The organism is Nocardia glycosmidis, from assembly GCF_052545115.1.
The window spans coordinates 225,519-252,455 of record NZ_JBQWRH010000008.1 but is presented as its reverse complement, the minus strand read 5'-3'; the positions used below and the strand labels follow the sequence as shown (position 1 = coordinate 252,455).

General features: G+C 67.2%; 21 protein-coding genes and 1 tRNA gene. 6 read left to right on the top strand and 16 right to left on the bottom strand.

What is annotated here, in order from left to right; genetic code table 11:
• Window positions 1-22: 22 nt before the first annotated feature.
• The 7 genes from pknB to ACT86A_RS13155 all read right to left on the bottom strand — a co-directional run bounded on the left by pknB (window position 23) and on the right by ACT86A_RS13155 (window position 9,996).
• Window positions 23-1,909 carry a Stk1 family PASTA domain-containing Ser/Thr kinase gene (pknB, locus tag ACT86A_RS13185; protein WP_445092367.1) on the bottom strand — a complete coding sequence of 629 codons (1,887 nt, stop codon included), beginning with the start codon at window positions 1,907-1,909 and terminating at the stop codon, window positions 23-25.
• Window positions 1,906-3,423 carry a protein kinase domain-containing protein gene (locus ACT86A_RS13180; protein ID WP_445092366.1) on the bottom strand — a complete coding sequence of 506 codons (1,518 nt, stop codon included), beginning with the start codon at window positions 3,421-3,423 and terminating at the stop codon, window positions 1,906-1,908. Before ACT86A_RS13180 ends, pknB begins: the two co-directional genes overlap by 4 nt.
• Window positions 3,424-3,460: 37 nt before the next feature.
• The gene (locus ACT86A_RS13175; RefSeq protein ID WP_445092365.1) at window positions 3,461-4,927 is read right to left on the bottom strand and encodes a peptidoglycan D,D-transpeptidase FtsI family protein; all 1,467 of its coding nucleotides are present in this window, start codon (window positions 4,925-4,927) and stop codon (window positions 3,461-3,463) included.
• On the bottom strand, window positions 4,924-6,408 hold the full coding sequence (locus ACT86A_RS13170; protein WP_445092364.1) for an FtsW/RodA/SpoVE family cell cycle protein: 1,485 nt from the start codon (window positions 6,406-6,408) through the stop codon (window positions 4,924-4,926). The genes ACT86A_RS13175 and ACT86A_RS13170 overlap by 4 nt, the downstream gene beginning before the upstream one ends.
• Complete coding sequence (locus tag ACT86A_RS13165; protein ID WP_445092363.1) at window positions 6,408-7,901, bottom strand: PP2C family protein-serine/threonine phosphatase; 1,494 nt, start codon at window positions 7,899-7,901, stop codon at window positions 6,408-6,410. The genes ACT86A_RS13170 and ACT86A_RS13165 overlap by 1 nt, the downstream gene beginning before the upstream one ends.
• Window positions 7,898-8,365: an FHA domain-containing protein FhaB/FipA gene (locus tag ACT86A_RS13160; protein WP_195101069.1), complete on the bottom strand. Its 468-nt coding sequence runs from the start codon at window positions 8,363-8,365 to the stop codon at window positions 7,898-7,900. Before ACT86A_RS13160 ends, ACT86A_RS13165 begins: the two co-directional genes overlap by 4 nt.
• A gap of 206 nt (window positions 8,366-8,571) precedes the next feature.
• Window positions 8,572-9,996: an FHA domain-containing protein gene (locus ACT86A_RS13155; protein WP_445092362.1), complete on the bottom strand. Its 1,425-nt coding sequence runs from the start codon at window positions 9,994-9,996 to the stop codon at window positions 8,572-8,574.
• A gap of 225 nt (window positions 9,997-10,221) precedes the next feature.
• Here ACT86A_RS13155 and ACT86A_RS13150 point away from each other — a divergent pair.
• Window positions 10,222-10,304 (top strand) — tRNA-Leu (locus ACT86A_RS13150).
• 521 nt (window positions 10,305-10,825) lie between these two features.
• Here the strand turns inward: ACT86A_RS13150 and ACT86A_RS13145 are convergent.
• The 3 genes from ACT86A_RS13145 to ACT86A_RS13135 all read right to left on the bottom strand — a co-directional run bounded on the left by ACT86A_RS13145 (window position 10,826) and on the right by ACT86A_RS13135 (window position 12,413).
• Entirely contained in the window at window positions 10,826-11,026 is a 201-nt protein-coding gene (locus ACT86A_RS13145; protein WP_445092361.1) for a DUF7489 domain-containing protein, read from the bottom strand.
• A 134-nt stretch (window positions 11,027-11,160) separates the two neighbouring features.
• Window positions 11,161-11,769, bottom strand: coding sequence for a hypothetical protein (locus tag ACT86A_RS13140; RefSeq protein ID WP_445092360.1), 609 nt, complete (start codon window positions 11,767-11,769; stop codon window positions 11,161-11,163).
• A 311-nt stretch (window positions 11,770-12,080) separates the two neighbouring features.
• Entirely contained in the window at window positions 12,081-12,413 is a 333-nt protein-coding gene (locus tag ACT86A_RS13135) for a hypothetical protein (RefSeq protein WP_445092359.1), read from the bottom strand.
• Between the two features lie 673 nt (window positions 12,414-13,086).
• On the opposite strand from ACT86A_RS13135, the gene ACT86A_RS13130 reads away from it, so the two are divergent.
• The 4 genes from ACT86A_RS13130 to ACT86A_RS13115 all read left to right on the top strand — a co-directional run bounded on the left by ACT86A_RS13130 (window position 13,087) and on the right by ACT86A_RS13115 (window position 17,407).
• Complete coding sequence (locus ACT86A_RS13130) at window positions 13,087-14,139, top strand: helix-turn-helix domain-containing protein (protein ID WP_445092358.1); 1,053 nt, start codon at window positions 13,087-13,089, stop codon at window positions 14,137-14,139.
• Window positions 14,136-15,575: an aminotransferase class I/II-fold pyridoxal phosphate-dependent enzyme gene (locus ACT86A_RS13125; RefSeq protein ID WP_445092357.1), complete on the top strand. Its 1,440-nt coding sequence runs from the start codon at window positions 14,136-14,138 to the stop codon at window positions 15,573-15,575. Before ACT86A_RS13130 ends, ACT86A_RS13125 begins: the two co-directional genes overlap by 4 nt.
• Window positions 15,572-16,531: a Rossmann-fold NAD(P)-binding domain-containing protein gene (locus ACT86A_RS13120; RefSeq protein ID WP_445092356.1), complete on the top strand. Its 960-nt coding sequence runs from the start codon at window positions 15,572-15,574 to the stop codon at window positions 16,529-16,531. Before ACT86A_RS13125 ends, ACT86A_RS13120 begins: the two co-directional genes overlap by 4 nt.
• A 108-nt stretch (window positions 16,532-16,639) precedes the next feature.
• On the top strand, window positions 16,640-17,407 hold the full coding sequence (locus ACT86A_RS13115) for an SDR family NAD(P)-dependent oxidoreductase (protein WP_445092355.1): 768 nt from the start codon (window positions 16,640-16,642) through the stop codon (window positions 17,405-17,407).
• Between the two features lie 807 nt (window positions 17,408-18,214).
• Here the strand turns inward: ACT86A_RS13115 and ACT86A_RS13110 are convergent.
• Window positions 18,215-19,243 carry a stage II sporulation protein M gene (locus ACT86A_RS13110; protein WP_445092354.1) on the bottom strand — a complete coding sequence of 343 codons (1,029 nt, stop codon included), beginning with the start codon at window positions 19,241-19,243 and terminating at the stop codon, window positions 18,215-18,217.
• Between the two features lie 43 nt (window positions 19,244-19,286).
• Between ACT86A_RS13110 and ACT86A_RS13105 the strand changes: the two genes are divergently transcribed.
• Entirely contained in the window at window positions 19,287-20,078 is a 792-nt protein-coding gene (locus tag ACT86A_RS13105; protein ID WP_445092353.1) for an RDD family protein, read from the top strand.
• Window positions 20,079-20,471: 393 nt separating this feature from the next.
• Here ACT86A_RS13105 and ACT86A_RS13100 read toward each other — a convergent pair whose 3' ends face one another.
• From ACT86A_RS13100 to ACT86A_RS13080, 5 genes are all read right to left on the bottom strand, one after another.
• Window positions 20,472-21,767, bottom strand: a complete 1,296-nt coding sequence (locus tag ACT86A_RS13100; protein WP_445092352.1) for a DUF58 domain-containing protein — start codon at window positions 21,765-21,767, stop codon at window positions 20,472-20,474.
• A gap of 3 nt (window positions 21,768-21,770) precedes the next feature.
• Window positions 21,771-22,748 carry an AAA family ATPase gene (locus ACT86A_RS13095; protein ID WP_445092351.1) on the bottom strand — a complete coding sequence of 326 codons (978 nt, stop codon included), beginning with the start codon at window positions 22,746-22,748 and terminating at the stop codon, window positions 21,771-21,773.
• A gap of 218 nt (window positions 22,749-22,966) precedes the next feature.
• A complete protein-coding gene (locus ACT86A_RS13090; RefSeq protein ID WP_445092350.1) occupies window positions 22,967-24,073 on the bottom strand; it encodes a DUF4129 domain-containing protein in 1,107 nt (368 codons plus the stop codon).
• Window positions 24,070-24,867, bottom strand: coding sequence for a hypothetical protein (locus tag ACT86A_RS13085; RefSeq protein ID WP_445092349.1), 798 nt, complete (start codon window positions 24,865-24,867; stop codon window positions 24,070-24,072). The genes ACT86A_RS13090 and ACT86A_RS13085 overlap by 4 nt, the downstream gene beginning before the upstream one ends.
• A gap of 324 nt (window positions 24,868-25,191) precedes the next feature.
• Window positions 25,192-26,892: a DUF4407 domain-containing protein gene (locus ACT86A_RS13080; RefSeq protein ID WP_445092348.1), complete on the bottom strand. Its 1,701-nt coding sequence runs from the start codon at window positions 26,890-26,892 to the stop codon at window positions 25,192-25,194.
• Between the last annotated feature and the right edge of the window lie 45 nt (window positions 26,893-26,937).

Here is a 26,937-nt window from a genome sequence, read left to right as displayed (position 1 = left end):
CAGCCCGAACGATCCTCGAGATTCAGGCGATCGCCCCGATCGTGATCGAAATCGTGGCGGTTTTGCCGAGCGAAGAACCGGCCGACGGTTGCTGAACCACGATTCGGCCGACATTGCCCGGATCGAACACCGTGGACTGGCTGATCTGCGTGAGACTGCCGGTCCAGCCGCTCTGGCGAAGCCGGTCCACTGCCTGCGCGGGTGTCATGCCCCTGATCTCCGGCATGCTGATCTGGTCCCCGCTGGAGACTTGCAGGACCACGGTGGATCCCTTGTCCGCCGAGGAACCTCCCGCCGGTTTGGTACCGATCACCTCGCCCTTCGGTTGGGACGAGGCGACTTCCTGGAGCTGAACCTTGAAATTGGCTCCCTCGATATTCGGCTGCGCGACATCGATCGACTGGCCGATCACGTTCGGCACCCGGACCTTCTCGGGGCCCGCACCGATGACGACCACAACGGTCCGGCCCGCGTCGACGCGGGAGCCGGCCGCGGGCTCGGTACCGATCACCTTGTCGGTGTCCTGGATGCTGGAGGGCTTGCGCTCCACGTTCGGGTCGATCTGCAGCCCGATCGAGTTGAGCTTCTGCTCGGCCTCCTGCTGGGTCAGGCCGTCCAGCCGCGGCACCTGTACCTGCGCCGGTCCGCTGGAGACCTGCACCGTGATGGTGCTCCCCTCATCGATCCGGGAGCCGCCGAGTGGCTGGGTGGCGATCACATTGCCCGTGGCGACCTTGCCATCGGGCTTCTGCTGAATCGCCACCGTGAATCCGAGCTTCTGCAGCGCATCCTGCGCCTGCTGGGCCGGCTTGTTCGACAGCTCTGGAACCGCGACCTGGTCGGGTCGGCTTCCCGGGCCGATCAACACCCAGAACAGTGCCAGCACTACCGCGATCGCCGCGGCGGCGCCGAGCGCGATATAGGCGGTGCGGCGGCGGTCGTTCGGGTCGGCCGGCTCCTGCTCGGCGGTGTCGTCGTGGCGATCGTGGTAACTGTGCGGCGGTGGTTCGTCCCCGCCCATGATGTTGGTGCGGTCCTCGTCTGTCATCACCATCGGGGCGCTCGGCTTCTGCCCGCCCAGCACCCGGATCAGGTCGGCCCGCATCTCGGCCGCGGTCTGGTATCTATTGGCCGGGTTCTTGCTCATCGCCTTGAGCACGACCGAGTCCAGCTCACGCGGTATGCCGGGGAACACGTGCGAGGGCAGCCGTGGATCCTCCCGCACATGCTGGTAGGCAACGGCCAGCGGCGAGTCGCCGGTGAAAGGTGGTTCGCCGGTGAGGATTTCGAACAGCACACAGCCGACGGAGTAGACATCCGAACGGGCGTCCACCGTCTCGCCGCGAGCCTGTTCCGGCGACAGATACTGTGCGGTGCCGATCACGGCCGCGGTCTGCGTCATCGGGTTCGAGCTGTCGGCGATCGCGCGGGCGATGCCGAAGTCCATCACCTTCACCGCGCCGGCCCGGTTGATCATGATGTTCGCGGGCTTCATATCGCGGTGCACGATGCCGGCCTTGTGGCTGAAATCCAGTGCCGCACAGACATCCGCGACGATCTCCATAGCACGGCGCGGCGGCAGCGGGCCTTTGCCGCGCACGATGTCGCGCAGCGTATCGCCGTCTACGTACTCCATCACGATGTACGGCAGCGGACCGCCGTCCAATTCGGCTTCGCCCGTGTCGTAGACCGCCACGATGGCCGGGTGATTGAGCGCGGCGGCGTTCTGCGCCTCACGCTTGAACCGGAGGTAGAACGTCGGGTCGCGCGCCAGATCGGCCCGCAGCACCTTGATCGCCACATCCCGGCTCAGCCGGATATCGCGGGCCCGGTGCACCTCGGACATGCCGCCGAATCCGATGATCTCGCCCAGCTCGTAGCGCGAAGAGAGATTCTTCGGGGTCGTCATGGCTGTCCTTGCGAAGAAGTCGCGGATCCGCTGCGGGAGACCGAAGGACCTTCGGCCCCCGGAATCCCGGGAATGGGTATTTGGATGGTCGGAACGCGCGGCAGGGACGTGGTGGTCGGCGCGGTCGTCGTCGGCTTCGTCGTGCTCGGTGCCGCGGTGGTGGTGGTGGGCGGCGTCGTTGTCGTCGTGCTCGGTGCCGTAGTGGGTGGCTCGGTGGTGGTCGGTTCCGGGATGGCCGTGACCACCGGTGGGGGCACGGGCTTGGGCGTGGTTGTGACGACCGGCGGGACCGGCTTCGGAACAGGCGCGATCGTCGAGGTCGGCGAAGGCGTCGAGTCCGGGTTGGTATCGCCGCCGAACAGCAGGAAAATCGTGATCGCGCCGAGCAGCACGGCGCCGATACCGAGCCCGGCCAACCACTTCTGCGTCGCGGTGAACCGGTTGCCGTCGCCGGGTGGCAGATCGCCGTCCGCGCTGCGGCTCAGCACTGTCGCGGGAGCGGCGACCCGGCCGGCGCGAGTCGCCGCGCCGACCGCCCCGGCCGCGGGCGTCGAATAGCGCACCGTGGCACCGTCGAAATCAGTTGGCGTGGTGGGGATCACGGCCGTCGGTCCGGGTGGCAAGACCCGAGTGGCTCCGGTCAGGGGTGCGTCGGGATGGGCGCCGCGTGGCGGCGGTGGACGACGGCCCGCGCGCACCGCGGCGACCGCGTCGGCGAACTCGCCACCGCGGGCGTAGCGCCGGCCGGGGTCTTTCTCCAGCGTGATCTCGATCAACTCGCGCACGTTGCCGGGCAGATCGGCCGGCATCGGCGGCGGAGTCTCGCGCACGTGCTTCATCGCGACGGTGATCGCGCCGTCGCCGGTGAACGGCCGCTGCCCCGCAAGAGCTTCGTAACCGACCACGCCGAGCGCGTACACGTCGCTGGCCGCGGTGGCATCCTCGCCTACGGCCTGCTCCGGCGCGATGTACTGCGCGGTGCCCATCACCATGCCGGTTTTCGTCACCGGCGACGCGTCCACCGCCTTGGCGATGCCGAAGTCGGTGATCTTGACCTGACCGGTCGGCGTGACCAGGATGTTGCCCGGTTTCACGTCGCGGTGCACCACGCCCGCGCAGTGCGCCACATCCAGTGCGCGCCCCGTTTGCTCCAGCATGTCCAGGCTTTGGGCCACCGACAGCCTGCCGAGCCGGTTCAGCACAGTGTTCAGCGGCTCGCCCTGGACCAACTCCATGACCAGGTACGCGGTCTCGCCGCCGTGGGCGTCGATGGTCTCGCCGTAGTCGAAAATCCCGGCGATACCGGGGTGATTCAACTGGGCGGTCGTCTTCGCCTCGGTGCGGAATCGATGCCGGAACGTCGGGTCGGCCGAGAACTCCGACTTCAGCACCTTGACCGCGACTCTGCGGTCGAGCCTGGTGTCCAGGGCTTCCCAGACCTGGCCCATGCCGCCAGTCGCGATAAGCCGCTGCAGCCGGTACCGGTCGGCGATCATCGCACCGTTGTTCAGCATCGAGCTCCCCGTACCTTCACTCGCCCATCCATATCGTTCAGCCCCCTCGAAGACCCGCGTCCAGGACCGCGCGAGCTACCGGCGCGGCCACCGAGCCGCCGGTCGCGGCAAGCGCCCGGTCCCCGCCGTTCTCCACGATCACCGCGATGGCGATCTTGGGATTCTGCGCGGGGGCGAACGCGATGTACCAAGCGTGCGGCGGCGTGTTGCGCGGATTGGTTCCGTGCTCCGCGGTGCCGGTCTTGGACGCGATCTGATAGGGGGTCCGGCCACCTCCGGCGGTGTTGCTCTCCGATGCGATCATCAGGTTGGTCAGGGTTGACGCTACCTCTGCGCTGACCGCCTGGCCGACCGACACCGGTTTGGTCTTGGACAGTTCGCTCAGATCCGGGCCTTGCAGCTGATCGACCAGGTAGGGCTCCATCCGGACGCCGCCGTTGGCGATGGTCGCCGCCACCACCGCATTCTGCAGCGGGGTCAAGGCCACATCCCGCTGTCCGATGCTGCTCTGGGCCAGCGCGGCGTCGTCCGGGATCGTGCCGACGGTGCTCTCCGCCACCGGCATCGGGATGCCGCGATGCGGACCGACGCCGAACGCGGCGGCCTCGTCCTTCAGATTCGCCGCACCGACTTTGACGCCGAGTTCGGCGAATGCCGTGTTGCACGACCGCCGGAACGCCTCGAAGAGCGAAGCGGTCGGGTTGGGGCCGCAGGCGGTGCCGTTGTAGTTCTCCAGGGTGGTCGTGGTGCCGGGCAGCGTGATGTTCGGCGCCGCGGTGAACTGGTCGTCGGGGGTCGCGGTGCCGTTGGCCAGCGCGGCGGCGGTGACAACCACTTTGAACGTGGATCCGGGCGGGTACGTCTGGGAGATAGCGCGATTCAACATCGGATGGCGCGGATCCGCGCTCAGGGTTTCCCACGCCTGGGTACCGCGTGCACCGTCGTGCCCGGACAGCAGGTTCGGGTCGTAGCTCGGTGTGGACACCATGGTGAGAATCTTGCCGGTACTCGGCTCGATGGCCACCACCGAGCCGGTGTAGCCCTTGCTGGTCATCTGTTCGTAGGCGACCTGCTGCATCATCGGGTTGAGCGTGGTCAGCACGTTGCCCCCACGCGGATCACGGCCGGAGACGAGGTCGACCAGACGGCTGCCGAAAAGCTTGTTGTCGGAGCCGTTCAGCACCGAGTCCTCGGCACGCTCCAACCCGGTGCTCCCGTACTGCATCGAGTAGAAACCGCTGGCCGGTGCGTACGCCTCGGGATCGGTCGGGTAGGTGCGCAGGTACTTGTAGCGGTCGTCGGTGGCGACCGAACTGGCCAGCACGGTGCCGCCGGCCGAGATCTGCCCGCGCTGGCGGGAGTACTCATCCAGCAGCACCCGCGAGTTGCGCGGGTCGGAGCGGAGGCTGTCGGCCTTGATCACCTGAACGTAGGTGGCGTTCGCCAAAAGCGCGACGACCATCACCATCACCGCGACCGCGACTCGGCGAAGGGGGGTGTTCATATCGCGGCCCCCGCTTCCGGTCGTCCCGCGTCGCGGCGCAGCAATTCGGTCTGCGCGTCGGCGATCGGCGCCGGTTCCTTCTTGCGCACCGGTGCGGGTGCGCGGGCGGCGTCGGAGATCTTGATCAGTACGGCCAGCAATGCGTAGTTGGCCAGCAGAGAGGAGCCGCCGTAGGACACGAACGGCGTGGTGAGACCGGTCAGCGGAATCAGTTTGGTCACACCGCCGACGACGACGAACAGCTGGATCGCGATGGTGAACGACAGGCCGGCCGCGAGCAGCTTGCCGAAGCTATCGCGCACCGCGAGCGCCGTACGCAATCCGCGCACCACGAACACCAGGAATAGCATCAGCAGCGCGGCGAGTCCGATCAGCCCGAGTTCCTCGCCGATCGTCGTGATGATGAAGTCCGTCTTGGCGAACGGCACCTGATTGGGTCTGCCGCTACCGAGCCCGGTGCCCGCGAGACCGCCCGTGGCGAGCCCGAACAGCGATTGCGAGATCTGGTAGCCGGTGTTGTTGTAGTCGTCGAACGGGTGCAGCCAGGTCGCCACTCGGACCCGCACATGGCCGAACAGCTGGTAGGCGAAGACGAAGCCCAGCGCGAGCAGCCCGCTGCCGATGACCAGCCAGCCGACCCGTTCGGTGGCGATGTAGAGCATCACCAGCACGGTGCTGAAGATGAGCAGTGAGGTCCCGAGATCCTTCTCGAACACCAGTACGCCGATGCACACGATCCAGACCGCCAGGATGGGTCCGAGATCGCGGCCGCGGGGGAATTCCATCCCGAGCACGTGGCGCCCCGCCGCGGTGAACAGCTCGCGCTTGGCGACCAGCACCGAGGCGAAGAAAACGATCAGCAGGATTTTCGCGAACTCGCCGGGCTGGACGCTGAACCCGGGCAGCCGGATCCAGATCTTCGCGCCGTTGGTTTCGGAGAACTTGCCGGGCAAGATGGCCGGAACGGCCAGTGCGACCAGGCCGACCAGGCCGAGCGTGTAGCTGTAGCGGGCCAGCGTGCGGTAGTCGCGCAGCGCGATCAGCAGGGTGATGAACACCAGCGTGCCCAGTGCGGTCCACAGAATCTGCTGATTGGCATCGGGGGAGGGCAGCGCCCACGAGTTGTAGACGGCGGTTTGCTGGTCGGCTAGGTCGAGCCGATGGATCAGCACGAGCCCGAGTCCGTTGAGCAGCGCGACGATCGGCAGCAGCAGCGGGTCGGCGAACGGAGCGAACCGCCGCACCACCACATGCGCGATCCCGAACAAGGCCAGGTAAGCCAGACCGTACTTGGCGATATCCCAGGTGATCGACTGTTCCTGACTGGCTTCGACAAGGAAGAGGGACACCGTCGTGATCACCGCCGCCGCGGCGAGCAGCAGCAGTTCGACATTTCTTCTGGTGCTCGGCGGTGGCGCGGGAGCGAAGCCGCCCGGGGGACTGGGAAAGGCTCCAGCCGACGGCGGTGACGGTGCGGACATCAGTCCGTCACCCGACAATTCTCCCCCGCGATCTGGGGGTTCGATGGCGGGGCAGGAGTTTCCGACTTCGTCGGTGTCTTGATCTCGGTGCCGCGTGCGTCACCCTGTTCCTGCGTCGGAGCGGGAGCAGGGGCGGGCGAAGCGGGAGCGGGCGAAGCAGGGGCGGGCACGACACCGTTGGGCGCGGGCTCGGTGGGCGGGATCACGCCCGGCTGCGGCGCGGCTTCCTTGGCCGGGCACGGCGGCAACAACTCGCGCTGGGCGAGGTAGGTCATCGATTCCCTGGCCTTGTCCAGCGAACCCGGCGGCAACCCTTTGTCCACCTGATCGCGACCGGTCTGCTTCAGATCGCCGACCTTCAGCGGCTTGCACGAGGACGGCCGATCCGCGCCCGGGTCGGTCAGGGTCAGTTCCCCGCTGCGGGTCACACAGCCGACCAGGTTCACGTCGTGGATCGAGTAACCCAGGATCGATCCGGGCAGCCCGCGCAGAATCACCACCGAACCGTCGTCGGCGCCGACGTAGTAGTTGCCGCGGATCGCTTTGTAGCCGACCAGTAGTCCGCCGCAGACGGCGACGACCAGCGCCAGCGCGAGCACGATCCAGCGCAGCCGGTGCGATTTCTTGGCGGGAGGCTCCGGTGCGGCGGCGGGCCGGCGCGGCGTGGAGCGCGGCGGACGCAGCGCGGAGGCGCGTCCCGCGGCCGTGTTCGGGGGCGGCGTGTCCTCGTCGACGCCGGAGGCGGCGCCCGCCACGATCGGGTGGCTCTGACCGTAGTCCAGGTCGATGACGTCGGCCACGACGACGGTCACGTTGTCGGGTCCGCCGCTGCGCAGCGCGAGCTCGATGAGTCGATCGGCGCATTCGTCGGTGGTGCCCTCGCGCATCGTGTTCGCGATGGTCTCGTCGCTGACCACGTCCGACAGCCCGTCGGAACACAGCAGGTACCGATCACCGGTGCGCGACTCACGCATGATCAGCGTGGGCTCGATCTCGTTTCCGGTGAGCGCACGCATGATCAGCGACCGTTGCGGATGGCTGTGCGCCTGCTCGGGAGTGATCCTGCCCTCGTCCACCAGCGACTGGACGAAGGTGTCGTCCCGGGTGATCTGGGCGAGCTCGCCACCGCGCAGCAGATACGCGCGCGAGTCGCCGATGTGGACGAGCCCGAGCTTCCTGCCCGCGAACAGGATTGCGGTGAGCGTGGTGCCCATGCCGTCGAGTTCGGGCTCTTCCTCGACTTGGTCGGCGATGGCGGCGTTGCCCTCGCGGGTCGCCGCGTCGAGTTTGCCGAGCAGGTCGTCGCCCGGCTCGTCGTCGTCGAGGTGGGCCAGCGCGGCGATCATCAACTGGGACGCGACTTCTCCCGCGGCATGACCACCCATGCCGTCGGCGAGTGCGAGCAGGCGTGCGCCCGCGTACACGGAATCTTCGTTGTTGCCTCGGACGAGACCGCGGTCGCTGCGCGCTGCGTAGCGGAGAACAAGTGTCACGATCGCAGCTCGATCACTGTTTTGCCGACTCGAACAGGCGTGCCGAGCGGAACTCGGACGGCGGTGGTGACTTTCGCGCGATCAAGGTATGTGCCGTTCGTCGAGCCGAGGTCTTCCACGTACCAGTCGTCACCACGCGGAGACAGCCGCGCATGTCTGGTCGAGGCGTAATCATCGGTGAGTACCAGCGTTGAGTCGTCCGCACGTCCGATCAGCACCGGCTGGGTGCTGAGCGAGATGCGGGTGCCGGCGAGTGAGCCTTGCGTCACCACAAGAAATTTGGCGCCCTTCTGGCCCCGGCTGAAGGACGGCAGCACCGCGGAGCCGCGTGCGGCCCTGGGCTGGATCCGAATGCCGGATGCCGCGTAGATGTCGCTGCGCAACGTGCGCAGCACAGCCCACACGAACAACCACAACAGCAGCAGGAACCCCGCACGGGTCAGTTGCAGGATCAATCCCTGCACGGCGCTCCACCTCCTGTTCGACCGTGTACGTCGGTGCCGTAGGTGCGGTTCGACCACCCCCACCAGCCTGCTGGTCTTGCCGGCCCCGGTCTCGGCGCCGCGCGTGTGTTGGCAGCATCATAGGGCCGTCGGTCGAATTCGATCACGATACGACCGACGAATCCTTCGAGAGCCATGTCGTGACCTGCACCGGCGAGCTTACGGGATCAGACGATGCGGATCAGGATCTCGGAGTGCCCGGCCCGGATGACATCGCCGTCGGCGAGCTGCCAATCCTGCACGGGAGAACCGTTGACCAGGGTCCCGTTGGTGGAGCCGAGATCGGACAACATCGCGGTCTGGCCGTCCCAGCGCACCTCGATGTGCCGGCGCGAGACGCCCGTATCGGGCAGCCGGAAATGCGCGTCCTGCCCGCGACCGATGATGTTGCTGCCTTCCCGCAGCTGGTAAGTCCGGCCGCTGCCGTCGTCGAGCTGAAGTGTGGCCGAATAGCCGGAGGCGGCCTGCGGCGCGGCGCCGTAGCCCTGGCCGCCGGCGTAGCCCTGCGGCGCGCCGTATCCCGGCGGCTGCGAGTAGGCCTGGCCATAGCCACCTTGGTCATCCTGGCCGTAACCGCCCTGGTCAGGGTAGTTCTGATCGCTGTAGCCAGGGTCGTTGTAGCCCGGCTGACCGTAGCCGGGCTGGGCGTAGCCCTGCTGCTGCTGGCCGTAGCCGGGGTCGGCGTAGCCCTGCTGTTGGCCGTAGCCGCCGCGATCGTCGTAGCCCTGCTGCTGGCCGTAGCCGGGGTCGGCGTAGCCCTGTTGCTGGCCGTAGCCGCCGCGATCGTCGTAGCCCTGCTGCTGGCCGTAGCCGGGGTCGGCGTAGCCCTGCTGTTGGCCGTAGCCGCCGCGATCGTCGTAGCCCTGCTGCTGGCCGTAGCCGGGGTCGGCGTAGCCCTGCTGCTGACCGTAGCCCTGGCCACCTTGCTGGTAGTCGTAGCCGTTCTGGTAGTCGCTGTACCCCTGCTGTGCGTCCGGGGCCTGGTAATCCGCCCCGTATGCGCCACCGCGGCCGTAGTCGTCGCGGTACGCGCCGTTCTGGGGACCGCCGCGACCGGCAGGCGGTGGAGCGTACCCGCGGTTGCGTGGATCGGACTCCGCGGGCTCACGGCTCGGGTCGTAGCCTGAGTTCTGCGTCATGGGGCCAGCTCCTGGTTGCGGGTGTGCAGGTCGTTGTGGCGGTGATTCGGGGCTGCGAGCCGCGCCGGCTCTGTGGCCGACATCGGGGTCGACGCGGCCACTTGCCCTGAACTGTCCGGTGTGCAGCGTAGGTGATGCCTCGAACGCCACGTGTACTTCGCCGTAGGTCTGCCAGCCTTGTTCGCGGATGTAGTCCTGTAGATGTTTGGCGAACGCGCGTGTGGTGAGGTCGTGGTCGGCGTCCAGTTGCGCGAAATCCGATGGGTTGATCGTGATCACATAACTGTTGGCTGCCAGCAGATGCCCGTTGCCGAGGTCTTGGACATGATCGGCGGCCTCGCTTTGCAGTGCCGCCTCCACCTCCTGGGGCACGACACTGCCGCCGAACACTCTGGCGAAGACGTCTCCGACGGCGCCCTGCAGGCGACGCTCGAACCGTGAAACGATGCCCATCTCGGCCTCCCTTCGGTGAGCGTCTCTTTCTCATTCGTAACAACGACACGCGGGCGTGGCGTGTCGCTTATCGACCACGTTCATTGCATGATATCCACGATCGTCCACACCTGTAACTCTTGATGAGTGCCCCGGGTTCCCGAACGCCCCCAGGCCCCCCGTCAGGCCTCTGAAATGGCGATTTCGTATCCGGCACGGGAGCGTGCTACTGTCTGTCAGTCGCTCGGGCGAGTGGCGGAATGGCAGACGCGCTGGCTTCAGGTGCCAGTGTCCTTCGGGACGTGGGGGTTCAAGTCCCCCTTCGCCCACAATGTAGACGCAGGCGAGGCAAGATTTTCCGATCTTGCTTCGCCTTCTTCTATTTGGCAGATGTGAGAGCCCGACAGCGGGGGTTCTCGACAACATCGTCTCGGCCTACGCCTTCGATCCGGAATCCCGAGAAACTGCGGCCCTGGACGGCGAACACACCATCGGTCAACTCCTCGCCGCTGATCCGAGTCGGGTCGTGCGCGGCTCGGGAGCTTCGACACCCTGGTCGGCTCCATAGTTCCGATGATGTGATGCTCGTCACCGTAGAGTGGGCGAGTGGTCGAGTTGCTGACGCTGGGATAGACCGGGGTCGTCGGCGCCGACGACATCACCGTGTCGATGCACGCCCGCATCGATCTGCCGCCTTGCTATTGGACGTCCATGGCCGGGGGCACGCCGACAGCGACCTGGTCTTCTACAACCAGCCCACGGCCCCTGAGGTGCAGATCCTCGAACAAGCCGCACAGCCGGCCATACCGCTGGCACCGGCACGACAGTGCCGAATGTGCGTCGAACCCGCTCAGTCTTTGACCGGGTCGGCTCCGCGGTGCTTTGTTACCGAATCTCCTTCTCTGAGTGAGTTCCACAGTGCCCGGCCGACCCGAATTTTCAGAGTGGTCCCGTCTTCGAGTTCAACGACCAAACGACGGTACAGATTCGCTCCGTCGAGCAATCCACGCGACTTCTCGACAACCGTCCCACACCACTCTTGCTGCGTCACTTGAACCACTCCCCACCGAGTTGAGCATCGACACCGCGCGGATCGAGCGGCGTGCCATCCAGTGTCGCCTGCGGCGATGCTCAGCACATCACCCTCGGGTGGTAGTTGTCTTTCTGCAGAGATATCGCCTCCGGCTACTTTCGCGCGGACAGCAGTTGCGGCTCATGCAGGTCGAAGTACTTGACGTCGCCCATGAGCCGGTTTTCCTCGTCGAACAGCGACCTCAGATCGTCGGGCACCTTCATCTTCTCGTGTTCGCGGGCTTCGGTTTCGGAGGTGAAATACACCGCCTCGACGAACCCGTCGGTGCCGCATGTCCCGAGGGTTCCGCCGATAATTTCCGGGCGCAATTCGTGCACGCGGTCGCCGGTCTGTGCCAGCAGTTCGCGCAGCCGGCCCGCGTCGCGCGTGTGACCCTCCATGACCTGCACAAATCCGGCTCGGTCGGAGCCGCCACCCATCCACTTGGTCACGTTGGAGCAGTCCATGAAGGTGACCGGTCCGTCGAAACATTGTTGGGTCTCGGCCCACCAGGCGCCTTGTTCGGGACGCTCGCTGTTGCGTCGCGCCGCCTCCTCGGATTCGAATCTGACCAGCGCGATGAACGTTCCGTCGTCGCACAGTCCGCTGGTCATGCCGAGATAGCCGATGGCTCCCGGTTGCAGTTCCTCGGTCCACCGATCCATGTGTCGACGCAGTCGGGCCGGGTCTGCGGTTTTGCCTTGAATGACTTGGATGAACATCGGATCCTCCTCATGCGGAGCGATCTCCGCGGTGCGCGGGGCCGACGCGCCGTGGTCCACCGAGAGCATCCCGCCGCACGGCCCGCGACCGCGGCCGACGCACAATTAATCGTTCGCTCCCCGGATGCCGGACGCAAGTGGCAGGACCTTCCGAGTCGAACGGCGACAGCGCAGCGGGTCGCGGCCTCGCGCGCGCCGCGCATCGGCAGGCGGCTTTCAGGACATGCCGCGTTCCCCCCAAGAGAGGGTTGTCGGTGCCTTAATCGAGAACCGATATTGCGGTCCCGATACCGCAGACACCGTTCGCGCTGTCAGGCCGCCGGTATAGGCGTGTGCTGGTGGCGGGCGCTGTCCTGGTCGCGTTCCGCGATGCGGACATACAGGCGCAGCAGCACGTCCCTGAGGCTGATGCCCAGCTCGGCGGCACGGGCGGCGGCCAATTCGAGCGCGAGGTCGTTGGTGACGCTGTCCGGATCGCTGAGCGTCTCGTCGAGCACCATCCCGATCACGGCTTGATCGCGAGTGAGGGCCACGGTGGGCAGCCAGCTGAGCTCCCACGCCGCACCGGCGGAAATGGACAGTGGCCGTGCGGTTTCCGGGGTGATGTCGCTGGTGATGATGCTGTCGGTGATGTCGAGTGCCATGCTCCGCTCTCATTCACTTGTTCGGCATGATGCGCCACCGCGGTTTCTGCTCGAGCGCTGCGGTGACCGTGCTCGGTGACGGCCAGAATGCGGCGAATTCGTCCGAGCCTGAATTGCTGTGCATCCGAGTGATTTCGGGGATAAGTGCGGCGCGAGGGAGGGCGGCCGGCCGGGTGTTGCGACGGTTGTGGCCTGTCCTGGCGATCCCCGCGCCGTATCGAGGTATCCGCGTCGGGCACCTCCTCGAGTTATCGGCCCCGCCGAGGGGCACAGCACGCGATAAGCGTTGTGCCGACGTCGATTTGCGGTGGCTTCGAGGACCAGGCTAGGGAACGCCACGTAAGGATGTCAACTAAGCTTTAACGCATTGTGATGATATTAAAAAGCCAATGAGCTCAAGATAGCGCGAAAAATGATGAGGAATGTGGCAGATATGCGCTGGTGCCGCACTTCTCGCCGTGTCGTAGAGGTAGTCAACGCGTATTTCTGTGCCGAAGTGGCAGCCGCGCATCACCTGACTCTGCGGAAGTGGCGCTGCGGCAGTGCGTCTCATTGGCAACGATGCGGCGCCAGGCGCGCTTCATTCGGCACCCCTTGCTACTCCGTGATTAGAATGACGCACCGTGCCATGCTGTGAGCACGCGTATCCAGAACATGGGATGGGAGGCGCGGGATGGCTGACTCGGTCTCGGACGAGCAGGTCGGCGACCTGGTCCGCAGGCTTCGACAAGAACGCGGATATACCCAGGCCGCGCTGGCGAGCAGAGCGGGGTGCTCGCGCAGCCTCATCCAGCAGATCGAGAACGGCACCCGGATTCCGCCGCTCGCGCTGCGCGAGCGTTTGAGTCTTGCGCTCGGTGCGGAACTGCCGATGGATGGCAGCGCCGCTCCCGCGACCGATCCCACCAGTAGCGCGTACTACGACCTGCGCATGCGGTTCAACGTTCTGCTGGGCAAGGACCCCGAGCTGGTCGAGCGCGCGTTGGGTATCGCCCAGAGTCTGATCGATGCCTCCGGCGCGCGGGCGGAAATCGAGCCGCTGCGCCTGATCGCCGATCGGCAATTGGAGCGCGCCGAGGAGATCCTCGCGCAGATCCCTTCGCGCAGCGCCACGGTGTGGGAGTGGAACACCGTCAGCGACTGGCTGACGATCCTGGAACAGGCCACCGCTTCGGTGCGCGCGATCCACACCGCGGACCTGGGCACGATCGGCGGCGACGTCGGCGACGACTACCACGCGGCGATCCTGCGCCTGGCCGATAAGACCCATCCGCCGAAGATCGACGTGCGGCGAATGTATGTGCTGGACACCGTTTCCGACGTCTGGCCATACGACGACAAGCTGTGGAAGCAGGCCCGCTCCGGGGTGGAGAGCGTGCTGGTGAAGCGCGAGTACGCGCGCAATGCGCAAAGCATGCTCGTGGTCGATGACCGCTACGTGGCGGTCGGCGAATACGACTATTCGCGCCAGGCGCGAGTGGCGACCCGCTTTTCCGTGCTCAAACACGACGTCGCGTTCGCCGTACGGCGCTTCGAGAAACTCTACGACCTCAGGCGTGCGGGTTCGTCCGTCGTGGTCGGCCAGATCGTCGCGGAGCCCCCGTTGGCGAACTTCGAGCGCCTGACCGAGGGCAACTGCCGCAGCTTGTTCCGCGCCGCACTCGAGGAGAGATGGAACGCGATGCCCGCACCAGGCGAAAGCTCGTCCGAAGGCGAGGTGCCGTGACACAGAGCCCGGCGCTCACCGACCGGATTGCCGATCTCGCGACCCTGACCAACCGCTCCGAGGCCAGGAAACGGGAAATCCGCGGGCATTTGGCGCCGGACGCCTGGTTCGCCGGGACCGGCGGCCGCCGCTATTCGGGCGTCATCGACGCCTATCACGGCGAGACCGGCCGTGCGCCGGATACGCAGGCCATCGCCGCGCTGGATCGCGCATGGCGAGAAATTCTGCATATCCAGCCGCCCGCGGACTATCTCGACGGACGGTTGTATGACAAGCGGCAGCCACTGAGTCTGCGCGACCTGGCGGCGCGCAGGCTTTTCGCGCGACTGTCGCATCCGGCGCCGGGGGTCCCTGGCGTTCGGGTACGCGCCGAGGAGGTGGTCGTCTGTCCGTATTCGAGCACGATGCTGCTGGAGGAGGCGATCGCCACGCTGGCCGAGCCCGGCGGCGTCATCGTCTGCCCCGAGGGCTTCTACAAGAGTTCCAGCATCCACGTGGAGAAATTCGGGCTGCGGATCGTGTCCTGCCCCGTGGCGCCGGACGACACGTTCAAGATCGACCCGCTTCGGCTCGCCCGCTGCCTCGACGAGCTGCGTGCGACGGGCGAACTGTGCGGCGTGCTGCTCACCCTGCCGGGCAACCCCGTCGTCGCCGACTACACGGCGGCCGAACTGGCGCAGATCGGGCGGGTCCTGCTCGATTGCGGGGTTCCGGTCATCTGCGATATGGCTTTCGACCGGCTGGTGGCCTCGCACATTCCGATCGCGGCCCTGCACGTCGAGACCGACCAGGGCATTCGGCGCCTCTACGACGTCATGCTGACCATCACGGGAAACTCCAAGGGCTACAACGCCTTCGGGCCGTGCAAGCTGGGCGCGGCATGCACCGGCGACGGTGCGTGGCTGCAGCGCATCCGGGAACGGCTCACCATCTCCTTCCAGCGCGAGACAACCCATCTTGCCCGCGCGATCCTCGAGCACACCTCGGAAGACTATTTCGAAAGCAACCACGTGCTCATGCGCGCCCAAATGGAAAAGGCTGCCGGGCGGGTGGCCGCAGTCAATGCTCGGCTCGGCGCCGACCTGCTGCGACCACTAGGTAGCCCGGAAGGCATGTTCCTCTCCATTGTGTTCGATCCGGCGCTGCTCGACGCGGCGGGAATGCACACCAGCGCACAGGTGGAGGACCTCCTGCTCGCGGTCGCGGGCGTCGATAGCGTAGCGCTGGACCGGACCGGCTCGCTGCGTCCCGGGGTGCGCCTGAATGTCCTTGCGCCGCGCAAAGCACCACGGCACGAATCACCAGCTTTGATCGATGAATTGTTCGACCGACTCGAGCAATTGCTCCGCGACATCGTCGATGGACAGACCTATCGTGATGCGCTTGCCGCTCGTGGTCTCAGCCCCTTGGAGGCGGAAGTCAGGGACCCACGATGATTGTGGGTGTCCTTCGCGAGACGGCTCCGCGTGAATCCCGCGTTGCGCTCACTCCGGAAGGTGTGCGTGAACTTTCGGCCGTGGGACTGCAGGTCGTCGTGGAGGAGGGAGCGGGGCACCGGGCCGGATTCACCGATTCCGCCTATCGTGCGTCCGGGGCGCTCGTCGTCGGGGACCGCGCGACGGTGTTCGAGCGCTCAGGCATCGTGGCCTGGGTGAAACCGCCGGCTTTCGCGTTGGAAACGATGCCTTTGCGGGCTGGGACGATGTTGGTCGGTTTCCAGGATCCGCACTACCGCCGAGACGAGATCGACCGGTTGCGTGGACGCGGTGTCGGATCGGTTGCGTTCGATCTGGTACCGCGCGACGACACGACGACCGAGATCGATGCGCTGTCGACCATGAGCCGGATCGCGGGCGCGGTGGGCTACGCCGAAGGCAGACACCTGCTGTCCGCACGGTCGCGCCCGGTTCGCGCTCTCATCCTGGGGTGCGGGGCGGCCGGGCTCGCCGCGATCGCCGCCGCGCGCACGTTCGACGACGACAAACCGACCGCGGTCGGCAACCGACTCGAGCAGCAGACCGCGGCTCTCGACGCGGGTGCCGGGCGCTTCGTAGCGAACCAGGACGACAACGCGGCGCTGCTCGATCTCCTCGCCACGACACCGTTCGACATCATCGTCTGTACCGCGGTACATCGCGGGTCGCGCGCACCCCGCTTGCTCGAGCAAGGGGCCTTGGACTTGCTCGCTCCCGGAACGGTGATCGTGGATCTCGTCGCCAAAGCGGGCGGCAACTGCGTCGCCACAGTGCCGGACACCACCGTCACCCTGCCGAGCGGCGTTATCGTCACCCATCGCTCGAACTACCCCACCAGTCGTCCGAGAACCGCCAGCCGGGCCTACAGCGCAGCAACCGCGGCCATGATCCTGCGTATCGCCAACGGACGGAACTGACCCGACGCACCCGGTCTCGGCCGCGCGAGCGGTTCGGAGGTCGACTGTCCGCAATGCCGAACGGCGGAACGCCTTGACGATCAATAAGAACGTGTTCTAATTCTTGTCATGCGCAGATTCGACGGTCGTCGTGCGATGGTGACGGGAGCGGGGTCCGGCATCGGTCAGGGCATCGCCCTGCGACTGCTCGACGAAGGGGCCCGGGTGGTGGCCGCCGACATCGATGCGACCGGCCTGGCAACCACCGCGAACAAGGCGGGCGATGGCGTTGAACACGTGCGAACGGTCGAGGTGGATATCGCCGATCCCGAGTCGGTGCGCGGGGCGATCGACCAGGCGCTCGAGTTCCTCGGCGGCCTGGATGTGCTGGTCAACGCGGCGGGCATCCTGCGGCCCGCCCGCACCCACGAGATGCCGCTCGAGGTCTGGAACCAGGTGATCACAGTGAATCTCACCGGCACCTTCCTGATGACCCAGGCGGCGTTGCCCGCGCTGCTGGATACCGGACGCGGCGTAGTGGTCAACCTCTCCTCGACCGCGGCTTTCAGCGCGGCGCCTTACCTCGCGTCCTACGCGGCCTCCAAGGGCGGCGTGAACTCCTTCACGCACGCCATCGCGCTGGAGTACGCCAAGCAGGGGCTGCGGGCGGTGAACATAGTTCCCGCTGGTATCACCAGCGGTATCACGACCAGGTCAATCCTGGATCAGCCTGCGGGATTCGATCCGCAATTGTTCTCCCGGATGACCGGATGGCTGAACGGAGGAGCGCTGGGCAGTCCGGAGGACATCGCCGGGGTGGTCGCCATGGTGGCCTCGGACGACGGGCGCTACATGACGGGGACCGAGATTCGGGTCGACGGCGGGACGCTGATGTAGTTATCAGGCCGCGCCGCCCCGGCGTCGAATTCTGCTCGCGAATTGGTCGCTGAGCGGGTGGGGCGGGCGCCCAACGCCAGCATTGTGATCCGGTAGTCGGTGAATGTGATGTGGATCTCTTTAAATGGCTGTAGCTAGGCGCTTTTTCGTGACCTTCGGGTCTGCTGGGGCTGAGGTGAGGCGAAGATCACACACGTACTTTTGGTTGCGGCTGAGGTGCTGATTGTCGGCAATGCCGGGGCGATTCGAGGCAGCCGTGTGTGCGCCGGTTAATTCCCAGCCTGTCGGGGAACTGCCCGGTCTTCCACTGCTTCAAGTGTGTACTCGTCGGTTTATCGGCAGATAAACAGACTTGTGGTCGCTTTTCATTCTCCGGTCGCTGGCAATCGCTTTTTCGTGTCGGTGAACATGCAGGTGAGAGACCATTTTTGCAAACAATTGAGCGGTCTATCCCACGGCTCAGCTAACCTCGCGGGGAGGTGCGTGATCTCGTCGCGGGACCGATTCGATGTGGCTTGCGCGGAATTGTTGACGAGGGTGTGGTAAGTGTGTCGCACTTTGGGCACGAACGCCGCGCTCGGTTTGCTGGTACAGGGCGAAGGGCGGGTGCCGAAAGGGTTTGCTGGCGTGCTGCTTTATACGCTTGACCGCAGTGGGGAGGGTTGCGTAGGGGTAACGATTGTGTAGAGTCGACGGTAACGCTGGCCGCAGCTCGAGCACGACTCGCTGCGGCCAGCGGAACTCAAATGGGGGGTTCGAATCCGATCCGTTACCTGGCATAGCTGTCGGTTGCCCAGCTGGTGCGGTTCAGCGTGTGCTGAATGTTGCCTGGCTCACAGTTGCAGGATTATCCGTAGCCAACGCGACCGACAACTCGACGTCCGTCCTCGCCTGACCCAGTACCGCGCGGCGCCCGACCCCGAAGACATAGAGCAGAAAGCCCGCCTCCGCGGAGAACCCGATCGCGATACGGACCGGCGCGGGCAATGGGCTCGGCGTAACGAAACCCTCGATAAAGCCACACACCAGCAAAACGGCGACCAGCCCGAGCGCCACCGTCGCGGTCGCCCGTCCCTGTCTGGCCACTGCCTCCACCCGGCTGAGCCGACCCGGATCGATCAGCGTCCACCCGAGCTTCAGCCCCGCGCCGCCCGCGACGAACACGGCGGTCAGCTCCAGGGTGCCGTGCGGGAGGATGAAACCGAAGAACGAATCCAGCCGCCCCGCATCGGCCATCAGGCCCGCGGTGACGCCCAAATTGAGCGCGTTCATGAACAGCAGGTACACGGCGGGCAGCATCAGCACGCCAGTGAACAAGGCGATCGCCGCCACCCACGCGTTGTTCGTCCACACCTGCGCGGCGAACGCACCCTGCGGATGTTCCGAGTAGTACGTCTCGAATGCTCCGCCCGGCGCCGTGAGATCGCCCGTGTCGTTCGGAATTCCGAGAACCCTTCGCGCCGAATCGAACCGATCCACCCAGAAAGCCAGGCATGTCGAGACGAGCAGAAAAACCGAGGCCACACCGACCCACCACGGCCACGACCGGTAGAGCGCGGCAGGAAAACGGTGGCTGAAGAATCGACCGACCTCCTGCCAGGCGCCGGTGCGCGTCCCCAGCACCCGGCCGCGGGCACGGGCCAGCAACGCGCTCAGACCGGCGATCAACTCCGGGTCCGGACTGTGCGACTGCAAGCGGGCCAACTGCTGCGACGTGCGGCGGTAGAGCATCACCAGTTCGTCCGCCTCGGCGCCGGTCAGCTTGCTCTTGCGGGACAGGTAATCGAGCCGCTCCCACGCCCTACGGTGCGTCAAGCTGTATGCGTCCAGGTCCATTCGGTTGCCTCCCACTCCCACCAGTCGGAAGAATGCTATCGACATGGCTGAGTTCACAACTGGCGAAGCGGTGGCCCTGGAGCTTCCGATCGCACGGATCCCCACCCGGACCACGGCGTTCCTGATCGACGTGCTGGTCCAGTTCGCGCTCGGTTTCGCCCTCTTTTTCGGGGCCGTCACGGCGCTGCTGCCCGCGGGTGCGGATTCGGCGTGGCTGGACGTGGTGACGCTGGCCACCATCGTGGCTGTCCTGGTCGGCTACCCGGTGACCTGTGAGACCGTCTGGCGCGGGCGGACATTCGGCAAGCTGATGCTCGGGCTGCGAGTTGTGCGTCAGGACGGCGGACCGGTCGACTTCCGGCACGCGCTCACCCGCGGCCTCGCCGGCGCTATCGTCGACTTCTGGATGCTCGGTGGGTTCGGCGCCATCGCGGTCCTCACCTCGATGTGCTCGCCGCATGCCCGGCGCGTCGGTGACGTGCTCGCGGGAACTGTGGTCGTGCACGCGCAACGGCCGCTGCCGCTGCCGGCACTAGCGCTCGCCCCGCCATGGCTGACCGGCTGGAGCGCACAACTCGAGCTGTCCGGGCTGCCGGAGGACCTCGCACTGGCGGTACGGCAGTATCTGACCCGGTTCCACACGCTTACCCCCGCCGCCCAGCACCGTCTGGGTACCGTGCTCGTCACCGAAGTATGTGGGCGGCTGCGCGTCGCACCGCCCAGCGGATACCCGCCATTGCAGATCCTCGGCGCAGTCATCGCCGAACGGCAGCGCCGCGTGCTGCCGCAACCCAGGTTTCCCGTTTTCCCGCCGATGCCGCTGCGCGCACAGTAGGCGGCTGCCTCGCCTGCGCTCGGCCCGGCGCGGGGCTTTGGACGAGGGTTCGTCCGGCTGTGCTTTTGTGCGGCTGCCTCAGCTTGCGTTCGGCCTGGCGGGGGCTGTGGACCGAGGGTTCGTCCGGCTGTGCTTTTGTGCAGCCGCCTCGGCTGCGTTCAGCCCGGCGTGGGCTGTGGACCGAGGGTTCCCCCGGCTGTGTTTGTGCGGCCCGCCACAGCCTGTCCTCGGCCCGGCGTGGGTTGTGGGCGGAGAGTTCGCCCGGCTGTTTGTGCGGCTGCCTCAGCCTTGGCTGGGCCGGTATGGGCAGCGCACTGTCCGGTGCGGAACACGTTCGTCATCGGGCGCGGATGGAATCCGACGGGATCGTCCGCCCACTCGGCCGTGAAAGGGCTAGAGGGCGCCGGACTGTTTGAGTTCCAGGTATTCGTCCGCCAGGGCCTCGGGCAGCCGTTCCGGCGGTGCGGCGATGACCGCGATCCCGGTGCGGCGCAGGGATTCCTGGACCAGAGCGCGTTCGGTGAGCACGGATTCGGCGACGGCCGCGGCGTAGAGATCGGTCAAGTTGTCGCGGCGGGCCGCGGCCGCGGCGATGTCGGGGTCGGTGACCGAGACGATGAGCACCCGGTGGCGCTGCGCCAGAACGGGCAGCACCGGCAGCAGGTTCTCCTCGACGGCGGCCCCATCGAGGCTGGTGAACCAGACGACCAGGCTCCGGCGGCGAGTGCGCTGTATCGCCGCGCGCACCAATCCCGAGCTGTCGGTGTCGACCAGAGCAGGGGTGATTCCAGCCATCGCGTGCATCAGCTTCAGCTGCAACCCTCGTCCGCCGACACCGCGGACCTCGGCGCGCGGCGTCCGATCGAAGGCGAGCAGGTCCACCACATCGCCTGCGGCGGACGCCAACCCGCCGAGCAGCAGGGCAGCCTCGATGCTCGCGTCCAGGCGGGTGCCATCGCCGACCCGGCCCGCGCTGACCCGACCGGTATCCAGCAGCATCAGCATGTGCCGGTTGCGTTCCGGGCGCCAGGTACGGACCAGCACATCGGCCGCGCGGGCGGTGGCCCGCCAGTCGATGGCGCGCACGTCGTCGCCCGCGACGTACTCGCGGAACGAATCGAATTCCGTGCCTTGGCCACGCAGATTGGCCACATTGCGGCCTTCGAGATGTTGCAGCCGTTTGACTTTCGACCGCAGCAGCCGTTCGGCGCGGAACGCGGGCAGCGCGCGTACCCGGGCGGGTACGGTCTGCCTGGTCTGCCGTCCCGCCAGCCCGAGCGGGCCGAGTAGCCGCACAGTGACCGGTCCCGCGACCCGGTCGCCACGGTAGATCGGTGTGAGCGTGGTGCGAAACCGGACCTTGGTGCCAGGCTTCAGATCCAGTCGGTGCGCCCGGTTTCCGGCGCGCGTGCTGTCGGGCCAGTCGTCCCACACCGTGCCGCGCAGCACCCGGGTCCCGGTATTCACCGCGACGAGTTCGATGTCGGTCGAACGGCCGAGTCGCACCGTGGTCAGCGCTTGCCGCGACAACGCCAGATCCCGTACCCGGCCCACCGCGGCGAGATCGAACAGCAGCGCCGCCACCAGCGCGCAGGTCAGCACGACAACCCCCGGCAGGGACGGCGCAACCAGAGTGACGAACAAGGCCGACACCCCGGCCGCGGCGGCCAGCCGTCCTGTGACGACCATGCGCTACACCGGAACCGGGACCGACAGCAACAGCGACGACATGACGCCCTCGGTGGTCACGCCGTCCAGCTCGGCCTCCGGGCGCAGCTGCAGGCGGTGCCGCAATACCGTGACCGCGACGGTCTTCACGTCGTCCGGTGTGACGAAACCGCGGCCATTGAGCCAGGCGAACGCACGGGAAGCCGCCATCAGCGCGGTCGCGCCTCGGGTGGAGGCGCCGTGCTGCACCGCCGGGGAGGTGCGAGTCGCCCGGCACACGTCGACGGTGTAAGCCAGTACCTCCGGACTGATCGTCGTCTTCGTGATCGCGGCGCGTGCAGCGGTAATATGCGCGGGTCCCGCGGTGGGGCGCAACCCGGCGGCGGTCAGATCACGCGGATCGAACCCGGCAGCGTGGCGTTGCAGGATGCGGAATTCGTCATCGCGGCCGGGCAGGTGAATGTCGACCTTGAACAGGAACCGGTCCAGTTGCGCTTCCGGCAGCGGATAGGTGCCTTCCTGCTCGATCGGATTCTGCGTGGCGACTACGACGAAAGGATCGGGCAGCGGCTTCGGCTTCCCGTCCACCGACACCTGCCGCTCCTCCATCGATTCCAGCAGCGCGGACTGCGTTTTCGGCGGAGTGCGGTTGATCTCGTCGGCGAGCAGCAGGTTGGTGAACACCGGGCCGTGCCGGAAAGTGAACTCTGCCGAGTGCGGGTCGTAGATCTGCGAACCGGTCACGTCGCCGGGCATCAGGTCCGGGGTGAACTGCACCCGTGCGTGGTCCAGATCCAGCGCCGTGGCCAAGGCCCGCACCAGCAACGTCTTCGCCACGCCGGGCACGCCCTCGAGCAGCACATGGCCACGGCACAGCAACGCGAGCACCAGATACATGACCGCGTTGTCGTTGCCGACCACCGCTTTGCCGATCTCGGCGCGCAGCGCGTGCAACGCGGCGAGCGCTTCCTCGGCCGTAGGGATGGTATCGGTGCTGGTCATTCGATCTCCTGTGTCCTGCGGGAGTCCCCGCACCCCGTCGGCCCGATGAGCGCTGCGCGATTGTGTCTCATCGGGCCTGCTGTGTTCTGCGGGTGTTCCCGCACCCCGTCGGCCCGATGAGCGCTGCGCGATTGTGTCTCATCGGGCCTGCTGTGTTCTGCGGGTGTTCCCGCACCCCGTCGGCCCGATGAGCGCTGCGCGATTGTGTCTCAGGTCTCTCATCCGATCTCCGATTCGATCCATTCGAGCTGGGCGGCCACCACCTGCAAGGTGCCCGAATCGGGCACCGGGCCGAAGAGTGCGGCCGCGATACGCGCCGGGTCGGTTCCGATACGTGCCGCGACCACGGTGACGATCCGGTCCGGCGCAGTATCGGCGGTGACGCCCAGCGGCGCGCGAATGCGGCGCAAGGTCGCCGCCCGAAGTTTCCCAGCGATGTGGTCGTGGTCCTTCGCGCGCCGGTACAGCGCGGCTTGCCCGGCGAGCAATTCGTTCGCCGCCACTTCGACCGGGCGCGGTTCGCGCACCAGAGCGCCACGCCGCCGCGCGCGCCACCACACCACCAGCACGGCGGCGATGAGAAACTGCACTCCACCGAAGAAGACCGGCGCGGGCAGTCGATCCCAGATCGGGTCGTCGCCCGCACCGAAGCCCGACCCGTTACCCGACCGGCTGGACGACCCGTCCGGCGGTTGGACGTCGGGTTGATCTGGTGGTTTCGGCGGCGCGACCGGCGCACCACACGATTGCAACGCACCGTAGATCAACAGCAGTAACACAGCCGTCGCGGCGAGCGCGGCCCAGAATCTCGGGTCGCGCAATAGCTTCGGCAGCGCCGGAAGTTCGCGCCGGGTACCCGGTTTCCGCTCCTTCGCCTCGATCTCGATGGGTTCCGGGGCGGGCGGCGGTGCGGCGGCGGAGAATCGGTCGATGTACTCCAGCCTGCGGTACTCGTCTTCGGTAGCGCGGCGCCCACCGTAGACCACCTCATCGAAACTATGTGCGGCAGGCTGTAGTTCGCCGGCGGGCTCGGGCGGCAGCGCAGTGGTCACCTCGTCGGCGGTTTCCCGCGCAGTCCGCGAGCGCCGGGCTTCCAGCACGCCATGCTGTTCCAGGCCGCGCAGTACGGCACGGAAGCGTTCCCGCAGAGCGCTGTCGAAATCCCGGCGCTGCGCGGCCGATTCGGCGGCGGCTCGATGGTCGGCGGCGGAGCCGAGGCGAGGTGTGCCCGGTGTCGGTTCGTTCGTCACATGGGCAACCTTGGTCAACGTGAGTTCCGCAGGACCTTGCCGCTGCGGCGTGCCCTGCGGCTGGGGATCGTTCATCGCCTCTCCCGGATGGGAATGCGGATGTCCAATCCCTCTCGGCGGCACCGGCGATCGACGTAGCACATCACTCGTGACGACGCCTCGACCACCTCACCGAATGCCGCCACCAGCAGCACGGCGGCGGTGATCAGGACGATCACCGCCCAGCGATGGGTGCCGGTGAAATCGGTGACGAACAGCGGGATGGCCAGCAGCGGCACCGCCAGCAGTCCGAACAGGGCGCGTTGGGCAATCCACAGTCCGGCCGTCGACCACTGGGCGCCTTCGACAAGCAGTTTCGCGCGCGCGACGCCGTCGCGATACGAAGTTCGCTCGACGAAAAGCACTGGAACCGTGACCCAAAGGCGCGCCCGAAGCCGGCCGAGCCAGATCAACGCCAGCGGAAGCGTCACGAGCAACAGGCTGCTCACCACGACTACGCCGACACCCACCAGGGTGAACCACAGCTGGAACACCAGCAGCGGACCGAATATCGCAGCACACCGGCCCAGCGCGGTGCGCGAGCCGATCGGGGCGCCCTCAACCGTCGCGAGTCCGAGTGCCACAGTCGTCCCGCGTAACGCGAACCGCAGTAACCACGCGCACACCGCGGTGGACAGAATCGCCGCCCAGGCCGTGCCCTGGTCGGAGCCGCCGGTGAGCCACGAGGCGCCGGCGGTTGCCGCGATGACGACCGACTCGGCGGCGAGCAGGCCCAGCAGGCTCAATCCGGCCAGGACGCGAATGTTCGCCTGGATCAGCGCGAACGGCAGATCGAGCAGTTCACGGAAACTCAGGGGTCGGATCGGCACCGTCGCTCCAGGAGACCCCGGTACCGGATCTGTTCCCGCCCCGACGGCGCCGGCCGGTTCGGCGGCTGGCAGCACGGGCTGAGTCTAACCGGCACCCGCTGGGGTCGGCACTGCATCATGTGCCGGCATCGCGTCCGGCCGATGGGGAAGCGCCCGAACTCGCCGGCGCGGTGTTGCGTGCCCACTGCCCTGTCGGCAGAGTCGGGACGCCGCAGGAAGTCGCCGCCGCGGCGTTCGTGTGGCTTCGACCGTAGTGGCGTGGCCGTCGGGAACGGCGCTCGAGGTCGAGCGTGCGTCCTCCTGCCGGGCCTTACTCTCCGCCGATCAGCGACCGGGCGGGAGTTCGCGATGGTTGGCGGCGCGCAGTTCAGCCTCACGGCGGCCGCGGATTTCTTCCCGGGTCGCACCGGTGGGCAGGCTGTAGCCTGCGGCGCCGGTCGGGGGAAGGGAGTAGCGCGGCGTGTGGGCGGAATAGTTGGAATCGACAACCGTGGAGGCGATGTGCCGGGCGTGCGCGACGTCGGGGGAGCCGGCCCGGCGTTGGTAGCCGACCGAAGCGCCCGTGGGGTGCGAGGTCTGGCCGTCGATGGTGACCTTGCGGGTGCGGCGCAGGGTGAAGGTGATCTCGTCAACCTCTTCGAAGACCTCTTCGAACGCTTGCCGCGCGGTGCGCAACGGGTAGGTCGCGGTGTCGATCGCGTTGGCGACTAATGACGGAACCAGCGGACGGATGAAGCGTGCCGCGGTATCGGTGAACGGCACCGTGCCGATCAGCGGCAGTTCGAGGCCGCCGGTCTGGGGCGCCGCGGCGGGCGGGCGCGCGGTCAGGGGCGCGGGGAGGTTCGGTGTCATCTCGTCAGGTATGACACGGTCCGTGCGGTCGTGCGCCGCAGCGGAAGGACATTCGGGGCGGCGCGGCGGTTCACTGATTCCGATCTCGATGCCGCCGATGGCCGCGATGATCCGGGTGCGCTGCCGCTGCTGGTCGATGGCCGTGTCCGCCTCGGTGGCGAGGCGGGCGGCGGTGAGTTGCTGTTCGACGCGCAGGGTTTCGGCTTCGGTACGCACTTCGGCCTGCTTGACCGCGATGGCCGTGTCGGCTTCGCGCTGCGCGCGGTCGTATACGGCGCGCGCCGCGTTGTGCCGGTCGAAGGAGGTCTCCCCGCGCCACCAGCGCAACACCAGCGGCAGCAAGGCGAGCGCGACGAACGCCACAATGGTGAGAATGCGCAGCGGTAACGCGTCGCGCACCGTGTAGTCGTTCATCGCCTGCCAGCGCGCGCCCAATCCACGGTCGGCGCCGTCGAACGCCTCCGTTCGCGCGGTGGACAGCGCGTTCTGGTCGTCGGCGACTCGGCGGTCGGCCGCGTCGACCCGGCCCTGCGCGGTGGCGAGCCGAGTGCGGGCGTCATCGAGCATGTCGTCGGCCGTCCGTGCCTCCGGCCCCCGGCCGGGTATGCCCGTAATCCTGGTCTGCGGGCACTCGGGGGTCGGGTTGTACTCACAGCGGGCGACCACCAACGCACGATCGAGATCCAGCTGCGCTGTGGTGATCGACTGGTCGAGTGCGGTCCGGTCGGCTTTCGCCCGAGCTAGTTCGCTCTGTGCCGCAACCACCCGCGCGGCCGAATCGACCGACTGTCGAGCCTGATCATCCAGCATCCTTTCGACGGACGCCCCGAAGAGAACGATGGCGGCGGCTTCGGCGATCAATCCGCCCGCCAGCACGGCCAGCGCGATGCGCGCGATCAGTCCGAGCCGATCCGGCCCCCCACTCGGTCGCGCCGTCGCCGCCGCCCGCGCGAGCGCGCCGGTCAGCGCCGCGACCAGGAGCACCACCGCCGCGCTCGCCCAGAGCGGCCACGCGCGGGTCGAGGACGTGGCCAGCGCGGTGACCGTGCCGGAGATCGCCGCGAACAGCAGCACGACGGCTCCGGTGACGGCATAGCCCGCGCGTTCGTGGCGATCGGTGATTTCGCCGGTCCGGCCCCCGCCGAGCCAGGTGAACAAGCCGGTGACGGTCATCGGAAGACACATCCTCTACGTCCCAGGCGCTTTCGCGGGCGCGAC

Bases quoted from the DNA above. Each gene is read 5' to 3' on its own strand.
- pknB (WP_445092367.1), bottom strand. From the start codon at position 1,909: ATGACGACCCCGAAGAATCTCTCTTCGCGCTACGAGCTGGGCGAGATC.
- ACT86A_RS13180 (WP_445092366.1), bottom strand. From the start codon at position 3,423: ATGCTGAACAACGGTGCGATGATCGCCGACCGGTACCGGCTGCAGCGG.
- ACT86A_RS13175 (WP_445092365.1), bottom strand. From the start codon at position 4,927: ATGAACACCCCCCTTCGCCGAGTCGCGGTCGCGGTGATGGTGATGGTC.
- ACT86A_RS13170 (WP_445092364.1), bottom strand. From the start codon at position 6,408: ATGTCCGCACCGTCACCGCCGTCGGCTGGAGCCTTTCCCAGTCCCCCG.
- ACT86A_RS13155 (WP_445092362.1), bottom strand. From the start codon at position 9,996: ATGGGCATCGTTTCACGGTTCGAGCGTCGCCTGCAGGGCGCCGTCGGA.
- ACT86A_RS13140 (WP_445092360.1), bottom strand. From the start codon at position 11,769: ATGTTCATCCAAGTCATTCAAGGCAAAACCGCAGACCCGGCCCGACTG.
- ACT86A_RS13135 (WP_445092359.1), bottom strand. From the start codon at position 12,413: ATGGCACTCGACATCACCGACAGCATCATCACCAGCGACATCACCCCG.
- ACT86A_RS13130 (WP_445092358.1), top strand. From the start codon at position 13,087: ATGGCTGACTCGGTCTCGGACGAGCAGGTCGGCGACCTGGTCCGCAGG.
- ACT86A_RS13120 (WP_445092356.1), top strand. From the start codon at position 15,572: ATGATTGTGGGTGTCCTTCGCGAGACGGCTCCGCGTGAATCCCGCGTT.
- ACT86A_RS13115 (WP_445092355.1), top strand. From the start codon at position 16,640: ATGCGCAGATTCGACGGTCGTCGTGCGATGGTGACGGGAGCGGGGTCC.
- ACT86A_RS13110 (WP_445092354.1), bottom strand. From the start codon at position 19,243: ATGGACCTGGACGCATACAGCTTGACGCACCGTAGGGCGTGGGAGCGG.
- ACT86A_RS13105 (WP_445092353.1), top strand. From the start codon at position 19,287: ATGGCTGAGTTCACAACTGGCGAAGCGGTGGCCCTGGAGCTTCCGATC.
- ACT86A_RS13100 (WP_445092352.1), bottom strand. From the start codon at position 21,767: ATGGTCGTCACAGGACGGCTGGCCGCCGCGGCCGGGGTGTCGGCCTTG.
- ACT86A_RS13095 (WP_445092351.1), bottom strand. From the start codon at position 22,748: ATGACCAGCACCGATACCATCCCTACGGCCGAGGAAGCGCTCGCCGCG.
- ACT86A_RS13090 (WP_445092350.1), bottom strand. From the start codon at position 24,073: ATGAACGATCCCCAGCCGCAGGGCACGCCGCAGCGGCAAGGTCCTGCG.
- ACT86A_RS13080 (WP_445092348.1), bottom strand. From the start codon at position 26,892: ATGACCGTCACCGGCTTGTTCACCTGGCTCGGCGGGGGCCGGACCGGC.